Annotated in this window: 4 protein-coding genes and 1 pseudogene; all 5 read right to left on the bottom strand. The window is 55.4% G+C overall.

Annotation, left to right across the window (positions count from 1 at the left end):
- Positions 1-873 (bottom strand): annotated as a pseudogene (locus tag K5D32_RS25290) (insecticidal toxin complex protein C1); the annotation flags it as partial.
- A gap of 84 nt (positions 874-957) precedes the next feature.
- A complete protein-coding gene (locus K5D32_RS25285) occupies positions 958-3,714 on the bottom strand; it encodes an RHS repeat-associated core domain-containing protein (RefSeq protein WP_221602266.1) in 2,757 nt (918 codons plus the stop codon).
- Positions 3,715-3,748: 34 nt separating this feature from the next.
- Positions 3,749-6,640: an RHS repeat domain-containing protein gene (locus K5D32_RS25280; RefSeq protein WP_221602265.1), complete on the bottom strand. Its 2,892-nt coding sequence runs from the start codon at positions 6,638-6,640 to the stop codon at positions 3,749-3,751.
- Positions 6,640-10,950 (bottom strand): SpvB/TcaC N-terminal domain-containing protein, encoded by a 4,311-nt coding sequence (locus K5D32_RS25275; protein WP_221602264.1) that lies wholly within the window; start codon positions 10,948-10,950, stop codon positions 6,640-6,642. Before K5D32_RS25275 ends, K5D32_RS25280 begins: the two co-directional genes overlap by 1 nt.
- An 18-nt stretch (positions 10,951-10,968) precedes the next feature.
- The gene (locus K5D32_RS25270) at positions 10,969-15,189 is read right to left on the bottom strand and encodes a neuraminidase-like domain-containing protein (protein WP_260407541.1); all 4,221 of its coding nucleotides are present in this window, start codon (positions 15,187-15,189) and stop codon (positions 10,969-10,971) included.
- Positions 15,190-15,195 lie beyond the last annotated feature (6 nt).

Genomic DNA, 15,195 nt, shown 5'->3' with positions numbered 1-15,195 from the left:
ATGCTGCAACGCTGGGCTGCCAGCGCTGATTTCCATCAAACGACCATCTTGCGGATCGTAGAGCGAGCGGCTGATCACACCATTGCCTGCTGTTTCCTGCTCGACCTGATTGAAGGCGTTGTAATGGATAGCACTGACCAGCGTCTGTGTTGCGTTCGATAACTTCAGATCGACGGCTTTCAATTGCCCAGCCACGGTCTGCTTGAAGGATTGCGCATTCCCGATGGCATCGGTTTGCAGAAGAGGCTCACCCAAGGGATTGAAGGCCCAATGCGTTTCGAGGCGGTCGCTCTCCAGCAGTGCATCGCGCTCTGCTTCATCCAGCGGCCAGTCCGGTGTTTCCAAGGCGTGCAGAAAATGCCGGGCTTCGATCAGTGCAGCTCCGAGCAAACCGTAATCCGGCAGATGGCGAGTCCCCGCTGTATCGTCATGGCGAATGAGCTGGTTGCACTGGTTGTGCTCAAAACCATCCGCCTCGCCGTAGCCAAGCCGCTCGGTTACCAGCCCGTCTTCGGTGATTGCCAAAGGGCGCAATACAGCATCGTATTCAACCTGGCGTCGGCTATCGCGACTGTCCCACCCTTCAACCGGCAAGCCTGCTTCGTTCAACAACCCGAGCCGCCAACCGGCATCGACGCTTTCGGTCAGCAACGCCTGATTGCTGAGGCTGTAGGTGGTACGGAGATTTCCAATGGTAAGACGTGGATCACGCTGGCTGACTATGCGTCCTGCCAGATCATAGGTTTTAGAGGTTACCCGCTCATCGGCAGGTTGATCCTGCTCGCTACGGCAAAACGCAACGCTGCGCATCGCCAAACCTCGCGGATCGATAACGATCAGCGTAGGTGTATGAGTATGCAGCGCCATATTCATCGTAATGTTCTCTGCTTGCGACCTGAGCTGAGTTCGGGGACTCAGGCAGGTTCATCTGACATCGAGTGGAGCATAAAAAGTTGCCTATTGGTGTACTTGTGCGTGCGAATGCCTCGCTTGTTGACGTTGTAAGTTCGGCAAGATATCTCTCTTGAAAAGTGTGTGCAGGTGATACGCCGCGTGGATCAACGAGTCTGCATTCTCAGCAGCAATATGAGGGCGCATGGAGGGAAAATCATTGAACGCTTTGACTGCGTCGTCCAGAGTGTTCACCTCGTCTGGATAGGGATGAAGAAGCTTGATTTTTTCTATAAAGGCTATGCTGTTTTTTATATGTTCCTTAACTATACTCCCTCCAGTAATAACTGAAGAAGTGTATTTGCGTATCAAGGGTTTGCTTAGGTCGGAGAACACGTTATTTATATCATTAAGGTAATAGTAATCGCGTGATTTTGCTCCTTTTACAGGGCTTCCGCTGACCTCACCCACATGAGTGATTTCGTGGCCTAGAAGAGTGGCGAGCTCAGGGGTGTTAATATTATCGATATTCAACCATATTCGACCTTCAGGATCCTTGCCTCTAACAAAACCTTGCATATTTGAGTATTGAGGCCTTTTGATGCCCACAATTTTGTCTTTTCCAAGATCGCCCCGATAAATGGCGGCTAGTAAGAAACTCTGCTCCCAATTTTCTATGATCTGGTCTTTTGCATCGTTATAGAAAAAGCCAAAAAAATCTTTCATGATTTCATGGCTTTCTTCAGGGTGAGTTTTAATCATGTACAGTGCGTCTTGAAAAATTGCATGCGCTGTGATCAGTTCGCTTTTTAATTTTTCTCTCAGCTCAGTAGGAAACTCATCTAGCCCGCGATAATAAATGATGTGTAATTCTTCCCAAACGGCTTTTTCATGTTCATCTTGTTTACCTATATAGATTCTGCCATCCAGATCATTGATGAGAACGGGGTTATTGCCCACGAAACAAAAAAGATTAAGTCCGTTCACATCACCTGCCGGGTCCGGGTTTATCCAGCGTTGTAGCCATGGCGCGTAATACCTGAATCCGTAGTAATACAGCCCGCTGGCATCGCGCTCCTTACCTGAATATCTAATTGTCTTGTACTTCGTCTCGACAACACTGCGCGCGGCCCACCACGATGTGCCGCCGAACGGGTAATAACTTTCCTGGCTGATCAGTTTGCCTTGATGGTCCAGCTCCAGCGTGCTTGAGCCCAAGTGATCACTCAGGCTGTAGCGGATTTGATCGTTGGCGATGCCGCTCGGTTGGCCTGCCTGCCAATGCAGTACCCGACTGTTTTGGGCCGTGATGACGTGCAGGATTTCACCATCTGCGGTGGTGTGGATTTCCAGTCCCGGCAGGTAACGAACCTCGTTATTCAGCGTGCGGCTGGAGGTCAGAGTGCTATTGATTTTGCGGCATCTTTGCCCTTGGCCGTCGTAGATATAGCGCTCGTTATCGCTGGCTTCGGTGGCGCGGGTGACGGTGGTGATTTGCTGGAGTTGGTTGCGTACATCCCAGTCCAGTGTCTGGCCACGGACCAGTTGCAGTTGGTTGCCGTTGGGGTCGAAGCCCGTATCAAAGTCCGCGTCGGTTTCACCTTCGGGCAGGCTGCGATTGCTGTCCGTTGCCACGCGCGTGGTGCGGGTAAAGTTTTGCGCGCCGACGTGGCGCATCTGCAACAGATTGCCCGCCGCGTCGTAGTCGTAATTTTGGGTGTAATTGCTGATCTGGTTCGGGTCGGGCGGTAGCGGCTGCAAGCCGGGCAAAGCAGGCCCATGGCTGGCACCGGTATTAACCTCGCGGCCCGTGGCTTCGATCAACTGGTAAAGGGTGTCGTAGCGGTAATTGCTGATCGGTTCGACCCGCTGGTTGGCAAAGAAACGAATCGGCTGCACGGCATCTTCGATCTGCAGGATATTGCCGACCGGATCGTAAGCGTAGATAAGATGCTGCAACGCCGGGCTGCCCGCGCTGATTTCCATCAAACGACCATCTTGAGGATCGTAGATCGAGTGGCGGATAACACCATTGCCCGCCGTTTCCTGATCGACCTGATTGAAAGCGTTGTAATGGATATCGCTGACCAGCGTCTGTGTTGCGTTCGATAACTTCAGATCGACGGCTTTCAATTGCCCGGCCACGGTCTGTTTGAAGGACTGTGCATTACCCATGGCATCGGTCTGTCGAATCTGTTCGCCCAGAGCATTGAACGCCCACTGTGTTTCCAGGCTGTCGCTCTCCAGCAGGGCATCGCGCTCTGCTTCGGTCAGTGGCCAGTCCGGTGTTCCTGGATCAAGTAAAAAATGCCGGGCTTCGATTAGTGCAGCCCCGAGCACACCGTAATCCGGCAGATGGCGAGTCCCCGCTGTATCGTCATGGCGAATGAGCTGGTTGCACTGGTTGTGCTCAAAACCATCTGGCCCACCGTAACCAAGCCGCTCGGTTACCAGTCCGTCTTCGATGATTGCCAAAGGGCGCAGCATCGAATCGTATTCAACCTGGCGTCGGCTATCGCGACTGTCCCAACCTTCAACCGGCAAGCCTGCTTCGTTCAATAACCCGAGCCGCCAACCGGCGTCGACACTTTCGGTCAGCAGCGCCTGACCGCTGAGGCTGTAAGTCGTGTTGAGATTGGGAAGTGCAAGGCGTGGATCACGCTGATTGACCAGCCGTCCTGCCAGATCAAAAGTCTGAGAGGTCACCCGCTCATCGGCAGGTTGATCCTGCTCGCTACGGCAAAACGCAACGCTGCGCATCGCCAAACCTCGCGGGTCAATAACGATCAGCGTAGGCGTGTGAGTATGCAGCGCCATATTCATTCGCAAGCGTCCCTGTCTGCGTCACTTATCGTTTTCACAATCTAGTCATCTTGAACTGTGAGTTTTGTCGACTCGGTTTCCGGGCTTCAATGGATAAATCTCGGGTTTCTTTAATAATGCCGATTACCTGTGTCGTCTTTTTGTTCAAGGATTCAAGCGATGCTCTCGATTTCAACGGTATTACACTGACCTTTACCGATTCTATGCCGGTTCTTTCAAATTCCTCTTTGAGAGCGTTCATCCTTTCTAGCAAAGCCGTTTCCAGTGCATCCAGATGAGTGTCCAGAAACTCCCATTTCTCAGGTTCTATCTGGTTTTCGCTGTGCTGTATTTCGTATGTCAGCTCCACGAATTCCGGAGCGTATTTTATGGCAGTGCCGACCACCGGAGTTTGCTCCAATGCTGTTCCAGCCACTAACCTCAACACGTTCTGGCGTGCTTTTTTATCCCTTATATCGGTATATCCACGTACTGCATGCATCACCGTCCCCAGCAGTGAATGGGCTGTTTTTTCAGCTTCCTCAAATATCTTCTCAGGTTCCAGATCGCTGCTTTTAAAATTGATGGGAGTGTTCAATCTCAGTTTGTCAGTGGCTTTTTCCGTTATGTACCCTGATGCCTTCGCGGCTGCGAACCCACCGACGAGTACAGCTCCGCCCGCCACCCACCCGGGGGGGCCGCATGCTCCGCATGCGATTACCCCGGCCAAGACTCCCGCTGCAGCGCCACCGCCTGTAGAACCGGCCATTTTTGCGGTGGTCTGGCCCATCAGGGATGTGCTGCGTCTGACAGCCGAGATACCACGCTCGTCATGGTCCAGATAGTTTTCTATCTGCTGCCTGGCTGCCAGGACTCGCTCTTTGATAAGTTTCAGTGCTGATAGATGAACAACCGTATTGTGGATAAGTTTTCTTTTTGCTTCTTTTCGATCCGGTGGCCCGGATGAGTCCATTCTTCCATCCAGGTCGAATCGGCTGACGGGGTTGTTCCCCAGCATTTGATATAAATTCAAACCGTCGATATCACCTGCCGGGTCCGGATTGATCCAGCGCTGCAACCACGGCGCGTAATAGCGAAAACCGTAGTAATACAGCCCGCTGGCATCGAGTTCCTTGCCCGAGTAACGCACCGTCTTGTATTTCGCTTCCACAGCACTGCGCGCCGCCCACCAGGCTGTGCCGCCAAACGGGTAGTAACCTTCCTGGCTGATCAGGCCGCCTTGCTGGTCCAGTTCCAGCGTGCTCGACCCCAGATGATCGTCCAGGCTGTAACGCACTTGATCGTTGGCAATGCCGCTCGGCTGGCCTGCCTGCCAGTGCAAAACCCGCACGTTACTGCGACCTGCCGGGAGAGTGATGACATGCAGGATTTCACCATCGGCCGTGGTGCGGATTTCCAGTCCTGGCAGGTAGCGCACTTCACTGTTCAGCGTGCGGCTGGAGGTTTGGGTGCTGTTGATCTTGCGGCAGCGCTGACCCTGGCCTTCGTAGATGTAGTGTTCGTTATCGTTTGCAGCGGTGGCGCGGGTAACTGTGGTGATTTGTTGGAGTTGATTGCGTAAGTCCCACTCCAGCGTCTGGCCGCGTACCAGTTGCAGTAAGTTGCCATTGGCATCGAAGCCGTTGGCCAAATCCACCTCGACTTCACCTTCCGGCAAACTGCGGTTGCTGTCCGGTGCCACGCGCATGGTGCGGGTAAAAGTTTGTGCGCCGACATGGCGCATCTGCAACAGGTTACCGGCGCTGTCGTAGTCGTAACTCTGGGTGTAGTTGCTGACCTGATTCGGATCGGGTGGCAGGTTTTGCAGGACGGGCAAGGCGGGGCCATGGCTGGCACCGGTTTTGACTTCACGGCCTGTGGCTTCGATCAGTTGATAAAGCGTGTCGTAGCGGTAGCGGTTGATCGGTTCGATACGCTGGTTGGCGAAAAAGCGGATCGGTTGGGCGTTGTCTTCGATCTGCAGGATGTTGCCGACCGGGTCGTAATCGTAATGCAGCGATTGCAGGGCTTCATTGCCGGCGCGGCCTGCGCTCAGGCTTTGCAGCAGGCCGGTGGATGCCTCATAAACGGCCTGGCTGACCACGCCGTTTCCCGCGGTCTGTTCTTCTACCTGGCCGATGGCGTTGTAAATCATGCCGTCCACAAGCGTGGTTTCGTTCTGTGAACTCAGGCGCAGATAGACGCCGCTCAGGTTGCCTGCAACCGAGTAGGTCGTACGCTGGGCATTGCCTCTGGCGTCGGTTTGCAGTGTCGGCTCTGCGACAGCGTTGTACTGCCAGTGCGTGGTAAATGCTTCGGCTTCCACCAGGTCGAGATAGTCCGTTGCGTCTGTCCAGTCAGGCAGTTCCGGGGTTTTCAGGAATTGCCTGGGCTGGCTGATAAGCTGGCCCAGAACCCCGTAATCGGGAAAGTGCAGCGAGCCTGCCGTGTCATCCAGACGAGCCAGTTGACCGCACCGGTTATGTTCGGCCGACTCTTCGCTGTTGTCGGCATACACCGAGCGGATAATCGTGCGGGTATTCTGCTGTGCGTCGATCTCCACGGTCGCCACGGGTCTGAGGTAGGGGTCGTATTTGATCTGCTGTTTGTTGCCTCTTGTATCCCAGCTTTCAACGACATTGCTGGCCTCTGCCGACAAGGTCAGTTCCCAGCCGGCGTCCACGCTCTCGCTCAGGAGCGGAACGCCAGCAAGGTCGTAACGGTAAGTACGATTGGCGGGTGATGCCGCATCCTGCTGCGCGAGTGCCCAAAGGCGTGGGTCCCAGAATGCGGTGAGGCGGCCGGCAGCGTCATAGGCCATGCGCGATGTCAGGGCGAGCGGTTCGTCCTGATCCTGAAGCTTGCGATACTCGGTTGCACGTACCGTCAGGCCCCGCCCGTCAATAGCAGTGACAATCGGGGTTTGGGCGTGCAGTGCATTGCTCATTACCGCTCTCCTGACGCTTTCAATGCCAGCATTTCTTCAGCCGTATCGTTCTCGTCTTCGCTGATGCTGTACCAGGTCCGATACGTCTGACGTCGCATCCAGCCCTTGGCGGTGAGGGTGATGGTCGGGCGTCCCAATGGGTCGTAGAACTGGCGATCGAAATGACCGTGCTCGCGAAACGATTCGTCCTTCACATACAGGTGGCTATTGGCGAAATAGGGGCGATAGACCCGCACCGCCAGCCCCTTGTTGTTGTATTCCACCCGCTCGCTGACTCTCCAGCGAGGTGAGGCGTGGACGATTTTCGGCTTGCCGCCTTCCAGAACCAGCTTGCCGTATTCATCGACTGCATAGGCGTCGCCGTCCTCGACCAGTTGGCGGGTCTGCAAGGTGCGCCCGAAGCCGTCCACTGACACCAGGCTGATGCGGATCTGCTTGTCTGGGTCGCCCGGATAGCGGTCTGCCTGAAGGGCAGCGCTGGTAAAGGGGACAGTGCCCGTATCAAAGGCGACATTGCCGTCGTAGTAATAAACGGTGGCCGAGTTTTTCAGCGCGTTTGCGGGCGTCAGGATTGCCTGATTGCTACCACCCCACACGCGTACATTGGGATCAAGTGGATCAAAGCCGACTTCCTGGCCCAGTTCTGTGCCGTAGAAACTGCTCGACCATAGTCGGCCGAATGCATCGTAGTCCGCCTCCTGAGTGTTTTGGTTGGGGTCGACGATGCGGAACACTTGCAGCACGCGATAGTTGTAAGTCGCGGTGGTGACGCAACCTACCGGGTCGGTGACTTTGGTCACGAACAAACCGTAGGGGTCGTATTCGACGCTGGTCCAGCCATGGCTGCGGGTCGGCCTGAAAGTGGTGATGCGGTAGAAATCTTCAGGCCCGGCGTAGGTGAAGAACCCTTGTTTGACTGACCAGAGATTCAAGCCGTCATCCGGCAGGAACGAAGGCATTTGTTGATAGCCCACCTCTGCCAGCCGGATCGCCAGTTGATCGGCATCCATGACCCGGTCGTAGGCGCTGAGTGCGTGATCGTCCAGTTCTGCGTTTTCGACAGCGTCAGCCAGCGCCTCGAAAGTCGCTTCCCCATCGCCGCACCCGATATAGCGCTGCACCGAAAGGCCCGTAAGGGTGCGGGGCAGGGCAGCGAATGATCCTTGTGGGTCGATGAAGTGCTCGTAACTGATCTGCGACGGTGCCAATGCGCTTGCCGGAGCGATCATGGCGTTGCCCCGAGTTCTATAGGGCAAGCCCAGGCGCCAGCTTTGCGGGCTGTCCAGGTGAATGCTTTCGTTGCGTACTTCGTTCAGGTAGAAACTCTGCTGCGCTTCGTCATGGGACGCCTGCCACCATTGTTGCTGCCAGGGATCCTCGAACGGTGGCGTATCCTGCGGTTTCTTGCGCCGTGCATAACTCACCGTTACGGCGTGGGTCTGGGTGCCGTAATGGTCCCAGGCCAGGTTCAACTGATGCTGGCACATCGGGTCATCACGCTGCTCGGCTTCGTATTGGTAGGTGATGGCCTCCAGCGCCAGCGGCATCATCAAGGCGTAAGGCTGATGTGGGGAGCGCGGCTGAAGCTGGCGCACCAGATAGCGTTGCGCTTGTACGGAATACAGCACGCCGTCGGTGCTTGAGACTTCCGTACGCAATGGCGAACCGCTGAGTGTGCGGGCCATTTCCCGCCGAGTAGCCTCATCAGGCTCAACGATCAGTTGCTCGGTCTGGGTGGCCGGGTCGTAGCTGGACAACAGATGCTCACCCAGCGGCACGGCCTGCGGATCGCTGGCGTCGTAGTCGTCGTGAGGCTGCTGCGGGTCGCGCCCGGTATGAAACCAGGTTTTGTTCAGTACCGGCGCAGTAAAGCCCTCTTGTTGCTGAGGCGGTATTTCGGTATCGGTCTGCAAGACCAGCCCGAAGCCGCGGAACTCCCGTTCGCGTGGATCGTAAAAGCCTTGTCGATACTGGAAGAGCTGGCTCAGGGTATTATCGGTCACGATGTCTTTCTGGGTTTGCTTGACCACCACATGAACCGGAAATGGCAGATGTGAAACAGCGCTCTTGCCTGCCGCAAGCAAGTCCTTTTTCTCATCCAGCCATTCCTGAGCCGAGCTGCGATAAGTCACTTCGCCTGTCGTACCCATATGGTTGTCCGTGGCTTTGAGCAGGTAGGGTTTGTGCAATAAACCGAATGCGTTGGCGGCATAGTGCAACGTCCAGTGGCGGGGCTGCATGTGTGGGGCGGTGATGACCAGGCTCGAAAACCCCAGACCTTGCAGATCGGCACCGCTGACCTGGCAGAAACGGTCATAGCGCATTCCGTCGGGCCAGGCTTGCTCGAAAGGCGCGGCGAACGCATTGCCGCCTTCGTTCATGAACACCTGGATGCCGTCCGACTCAAGGTACAGCAGGTCGCTGGCTCCGGAGCCATCCATATCGGCCAGTAGAACCCGGCTCGAATCGAACGCCTCATAGCTGAACGGCAAGCTGGCGAACAACTGTCCTTTACCAAAACGCCCACGCCCCAGATTTGGCCAGAAGCGGACTTCGTTGTGCCGAATGCGGATCAGATGCTGCTGCCCGGTGCCCAGCAGATCGGCAAATGCTACTAGCTCGTTGGGGCTGTCGCTGAGCAGTGGCAAGCGGTCATCATCATGGGCGATTTCAGTCGGTGCCTCGAAGCCCGCGGCCCGGCGATTGGCATACAGGCGAACGCTGCGCGGCCCGATCAAGGCCAGGTCCGAAAGCCCGTTGCCGACCAGATCGGCCATCTGCCCCTGAGGATGAAAGAACTCGGGCGGAAAGGCCGCAAAGGTGGCAAAGCTCGACCAGCTACGATCCGGGTTGAGGGTGAAAAAACCTGACATGCCTGGCTGGGCCACGATCCAGTCCAGTCGCCCGTCGCCGGTCATGTCGGTGAGCGCCTGACGCACTGCTGCGTTTGAGTCGGCAGTCGGAATGGTGGGTAGTTCCTGCCACGGACCGTACGCTACGGCATCAGCACCGCCTGCATCAGCGCGTACCGGTTCCCGATATCGCCAGCTCTTGTCCTCTTTATAAAGTACGCCGGGCAAGCCATCGCCGTATAAGTCGACCATCTGATAGCGCTGGCCGTCATTGAGCCCCGGCATCGAATCCATTGGTTTGTAAATGTCGTTTTTGCTATCGAATTCGCTGTAGGTAAATTGCAGGGCGGGCTGCTGTTGCAGCTGCTTTATGGCTGTCCCGTCCCAGGCTTGTGAATGCGCAGCGGTGAGCTGGTTGTATTTGAGCCCGGTCTGTTTGTACTCCAGCAGTAAGCGCTGGACCAGCAACGGTGACACCGTGAGTTCGTTCGGGAAGTGATGAAACATCAGGACTTGCTGACACAGCCGCAGATTGCCCAGCTCGAAACCATAGGCAAAGCTGGAGTGCGGGTCGCTGCGCACTGGCCATTCAGCCTGTTCTGCATAAGTCGGTTTTGCCTTCGGGTCAGTGCTGCGTTCGCCATAGTCGAACAGCAGGTCGAAGTGCCATTCCAGATTCTCCAGCGAGTCTTCGTCCCACAGGTACAACACCGGATGCGCCTGTGCATTGCCATAACGCACTCGCCACAGATAGCACTGGGCGATGAAGTCCCGAGGGTAGTCATCAGGCAGCCCGGCTTCGTCCTCGGCTTTGTACTCGTAGAGGATATGTTCGCCAGTGGCGTTCATGCTTTCTTCCAGCAGCCACTCGGCGACCCGGTTCGAGTCGGCCGGGTCGGTACTGCGGGAACTGGCCTTCTTGCCGTAGAAGTGCAAGCTGCCGTCCGCGCCGTGAATCAGCCAGAAACCCGGATCGACCGGGTCGATACGCCAGTGTTCGATTCGCTCGAACGCGCCTTCGATCCTGGCGAAATAGCGAACCACCTGATAAGTCGCGCCCAGATCATGGCCGTTGTAGCTGCTGGCGCTGGTGAACTGAATGGTGCCATTGGCGTCGCGCTCCGGCAGCCAGGCTTCGCCATTGGGGCCGAGGATCAGATCATCGTCGGTGTAGAAGGGCACGCCTTTGCTGGCACGTCGGGCCACGCAGCCGATGTTCAGGTTCCAGCCAATACCGAACAGGCCATTGCCAATGGTGCTCTGGTAATTGAGTGACAGAGCAGGGTCATAACCCCGACCGGAGCTGACGGGCAGAGGGATCACCAGTGACGCCGCACCCGTGCTGCCAACGGCACCCCAGCCTTTGCCGATACTCTGAATGGCCCCGCCGCCCTTGGGCAGTGAGGGCGTCGCGACGGCTGGCTGCGATGCTTGTTGCGATTGTGCTTGAACGTCCATGGTTCTGGCTCTTCCTCGTTAGCTGCTTTTCGCGGTGTAACGCAGGTGAAGGATGATGTCGGTGATCGAGGCGATCATGTCCTCTTGCCGGGCACTGAACTTCAAGGCCCAGCGGGAAATCGCTCCGGTGCCTTCAAAGGGCAGGTAGCGCTCGTCATCGAAGTTGAAAACGAACAGGCCGTCGTCATCGACGCCGGTTGAAACGGCGATCTGCTGGCTGGCGCGCATGTTTTCTTTCGGTGCGCCTTGCGGGCCGTTCATCTGCACCGCGTTGTAGGTTTGCGTCAGGGTGGCGCGAATGTCCTGGTACGGGCCGAGTGTCACTGGCAGCGATACACTCACGCGCTTGATGCGGCGCAGGTGATGACCGGGATAGTCGGCATCGAGCATCGCCCGGGTGATTTCAAATTCGGCGATGTTTTCATCGGCCAGTCGGGCGAGTACGGCATCCCAGCCCAGATTGATACTCGGGTCTTCTTCGGTCGATACAGGTAATTGCTTCACTGAAACCGTCTTGACGATTTCCTGCTTACGGTCATTGCGGGCCAGATAGGCTGCATCCATACGCAACAGATTCAGCTTGAGTGCTTCGCCAGCCGTCAGACCACGCCAGGCGTCTTTCCACGCGGCGGGCTTTACGAAGGTTGTTGCGTAGTCGGCAATTTCGTATTGCCAGCAGGCCTGTGCTGCCAGGCACAGAGAAAAGGTGGCGTCGTAGGCCTGATAGTAGAAGGTCGAGAACTGGCCGTTGAGCCACTGGTAAAGCTGGCTGTTGGTGAAGCGTTTGTTGAGGAAGGCATACACAACTTCGGCCTGCTTCTTCGCTTCCTGAGACTGGCGAAGTTGCAAGGCTGTGACACGAGTCTGCGCATCATGGACAGCCAGTTGCGCGGTCATGTGCTCAGATTCCAGCTTGGCTTGATCACGAGCGTTTTCCCATTCCTGCAGACGCCGGCGGAAAACTTCCGTACGTTCCAGAGCGGTGCCGACACTGTCTTCGAGTGTGGCGATAGCCTCTGCACCGATGGCGACCATTTCAGGAATACCTTCAAGCTGGAATCCTCCCCCTGCGCCACCCGTTGCGGCCCCGCTCGCATATCCTACGGTTGCGCTTGAATGGACGCCTAAATGGTTTGGGACGGGTTTAAGTGCTGCGGCAACACCCTTCGAGACCGATGCACCACCGCTTGCCACTCTGGCTACCATATGAGCGGCGAGCGCATCGCTCTCAACGCGAGTGACATTTTCGTCCGCCAGCTTGCCGTAAAAGCTGGCCCGCGCTTCGGCAATAGCTTTGTTGGCCTCCAGCGCCTTGCGCATTTCTATTTCGACTTTTTGAGCCTCCAGTTGCAAATCGATGGCGTACTGCGCGAACTTCCACGCCAGTTGCTGTTGCAACTCCATCAGTTGCCCCTGTTCCTTGCGTTCGATGATCGACAGCAAGGTATTGCCGAACTGGATCAGGTTATCCACCGCGTTACTCGCCCGGTTAAACATCACCGCATAGCGGTAGTGCGGCGTTTCCTGTGCCAGCAGGCTGCCCGCGCCACCTTCGGTTGCGCCATTGGCGTAGGCGGCGAGCAGGGCGCGTGGGTCCAGCGGCGCAGCAAACAGCGGCAGCGACAAGGGTTTGCCATCCAGGGTCAGGTTATGGCGCAGGTTATAGAGGCGTGATTCGACCATGTCCCAGTATTTGGTCAGCTCGGTATTCATGGGCACGATAAAGTGCCCGTTGTCTTCCTCGACCAGCGTCGGGTCGTACCCGGAAGTGCTCAGGCGTAGCGACGGCTGAGTGAAACTGATCACTGCCTTGCCATCATTGGCCGCCGCGCTGTCGCGGACCTGCTGTTCCTGTTGGATCAGTTGCGTCTCGAACGCGCGCAAGCCGGGGTTACTGGCCGCCGCCAAACTCCCCAGTTTGATCGGTGTCCACTGGCTGGTGATTACGGCATCGGGACGTGGCCCGAGCAGGTCCAGAATTCGCACATACCAGAGCTTGGCTTCGCCGAGGCTGTCCGGTGTCACTTGCCGATAGGCCATGTCGCCACGGTCGATGAGGTTCTTGATGTAGTGGAAGTAAACGGCCTTCTGATAACGGACCGGGTCGCTGGCGGCGATGCCGTCTGGGTCGATGGGGGCGCGCATGAAATAGTCGGGGTCCGGCAACTCGGTCAGTGGCCGGACATTCCAGTAATCGGGCGCGCCGGTACTGGCGTTTTCCTTGCGTCCCGGATCGAAGATGAATCCCAGCCAGAATTCGGCTTCGTTGAAACGCTGCTCCAGATTCAGGCGGTAGGAAATCATGAACGGCAGATGCAGGAACAGCTCCCAGAAGTACAGGCCGTTGGCCCCTTTGAAGTCCATCTTGCTCGGCGCGGTTTCTTCGCCAATCGGCGGTTCCGGTAGCTGTTGTGTCCCCCAGGACAGCAACGCTTCCAGGGCGATATTGGCCTTGTTGATCAGTTCACGGGCGAACAGGGTGTTCATGCGGATCGGGTCGCGCTTGTCGTCAGTCGAGCCGTCGCTGAATTTTATGCTGGAGGTGGAGAAGTCGATGTATTCGGCAATGCCCAGCAATGGGTCGGTGCGTTTGTTGATTTTGGGGGCGATGGGGTCGACGCCGCCTTCGGATTCCCAGGTGAGCTCTATTTCGGTGGATTTGATGGCGGAGCCAATCAAACGGTTATCTGCCTTTCTGATAATACCAACACCGTGGGTGATATAGAATTTCTTTGAGCCTTCGATAAATATGGTAGATAAGGCCGGCATTAGGTTTGTTTTGTTAAAGGGGATTGTTATAGAAAATGGGGTCGGCGTTAATAGGTTTTCCTTGTCAGTAGTCTTGGCGATTTTTGTCTGGGTTTCATAAGGCATTGCCATGTTCAAGGGGTGATTTATGTATTGGTGTAGTGATACTCTAGGGGCAGGATCATTTGCTTTGATAGTCAGGTTGAAGCTGTAGGGGTCAATGAAGTTGACTCTCATGATTCCAAGCGCTATGGCTGTAATCGGATAGGGGGTTTCACCTCTGGCTAGTTTCAATAAATAATTATTTACATATCCATCTGTCGCATCAATTTTCTCCATTCCGGGGTGATAAAAGTACGGAAGGTGGTTGGGGTTTCTTATGAAGTCTGTCAGTTCTATTGGAATTCCAGGGGTTAAATACATGGAAAATTCGACAGCCAATTCTTGATCTATACCACGGAAGAACTCGAGTGTTATAAATGATCCTGGCAGTAGTTTGTCATAATGGCCTTCGCTCTCATCTATGATAAGGTGCATATTAAAGCATAAGGTTTGCTTGTAAAAGAACTGGATGTCAAATGTAACTGGCTCCACGTTACGGTTAGGGATTATATTGGCGTTTATGTCTGTGGTTAAATGTATGGATGAGTTTGTATAATCAATGGTGGGTTGTATTTCGTGAGCTTCAATTGCACGAATTATGGGTTGCCAATTGTTGTAATTCCAATTGCTAGAGTCTGAATTCACTGCTTGCGTTATGACGGTTTTAAAACCGATGTGCACATTCCACGTAAACTGAAAATTTTCTTTGTTTTTTAAGGCCAGCGCCCAGCAGGTTTTACGAATTCGGCTTTCATGGAGTTCGGCTTTTGCTCCGTCATAGTTGTCCCATACAAAGCCCGCTTTTGGGAACGATCTTTCCTTATTAAAATTTTTATCAATAAAAGCAGTTTCAAGCAGTGCATAATCTGAAGTAGACCCGTCCGTATCGCCACTGACCAGATTTTCACCGGCATAGATGGCGATAAACAGAGATTCCGGTGAAGCCGAAAGATCAAATACGGCAATGCTGTTCAGGTCGTTTTCAAGGTTGACCGTCTTGCCTGCCCGGGTAAAAATTTTGAGTGACGTGATATCCATGTAAATCAGTGGCGCGCTCCAGGAATCGTCATATTTCTTGTACGAGACATTGAAGAGCAGCCGCACCTTGGGAGTGGAGGTTGGTGGCGGGGCCGGAGTAATGGGGATGCTGCCATCGGGGTTGGGCTTGATGCTGCCTGTGGGCAGAGTGATTTCAATCTCTTCGGACACAGGGATCATATCCACCCAGGTTACGAACAGCCGGTTATTGAAAAATACCGGCCGCAGCGTGCGCTCAATGGTATTGGCATTGACCCCGATTTCTGCCCGCTTCCAGTCCGACCATGCACCCGGCGTCGGGTAGTCGTGTTTGGGGCCTTCAGTGCCTTCTTTGTAGGCCCGCTCGTTCATATCGAC

The sequence above is a fragment of the Pseudomonas cichorii genome, from assembly GCF_019719005.1.
GTDB lineage: Bacteria > Pseudomonadota > Gammaproteobacteria > Pseudomonadales > Pseudomonadaceae > Aquipseudomonas > Aquipseudomonas cichorii_E.
Note: the sequence above shows the minus strand (reverse complement) of the source record. Positions and strands in the feature narration are given on the sequence as shown.

Excerpts from the sequence above, each read along its gene's own strand:
- K5D32_RS25270 (WP_260407541.1), bottom strand. The coding sequence starts at position 15,189 with ATGAACGAGCGGGCCTACAAAGAAGGCACTGAAGGCCCCAAACACGAC.
- K5D32_RS25280 (WP_221602265.1), bottom strand. The coding sequence starts at position 6,640 with ATGAGCAATGCACTGCACGCCCAAACCCCGATTGTCACTGCTATTGAC.
- K5D32_RS25285 (WP_221602266.1), bottom strand. The coding sequence starts at position 3,714 with ATGAATATGGCGCTGCATACTCACACGCCTACGCTGATCGTTATTGAC.
- K5D32_RS25275 (WP_221602264.1), bottom strand. The coding sequence starts at position 10,950 with ATGGACGTTCAAGCACAATCGCAACAAGCATCGCAGCCAGCCGTCGCG.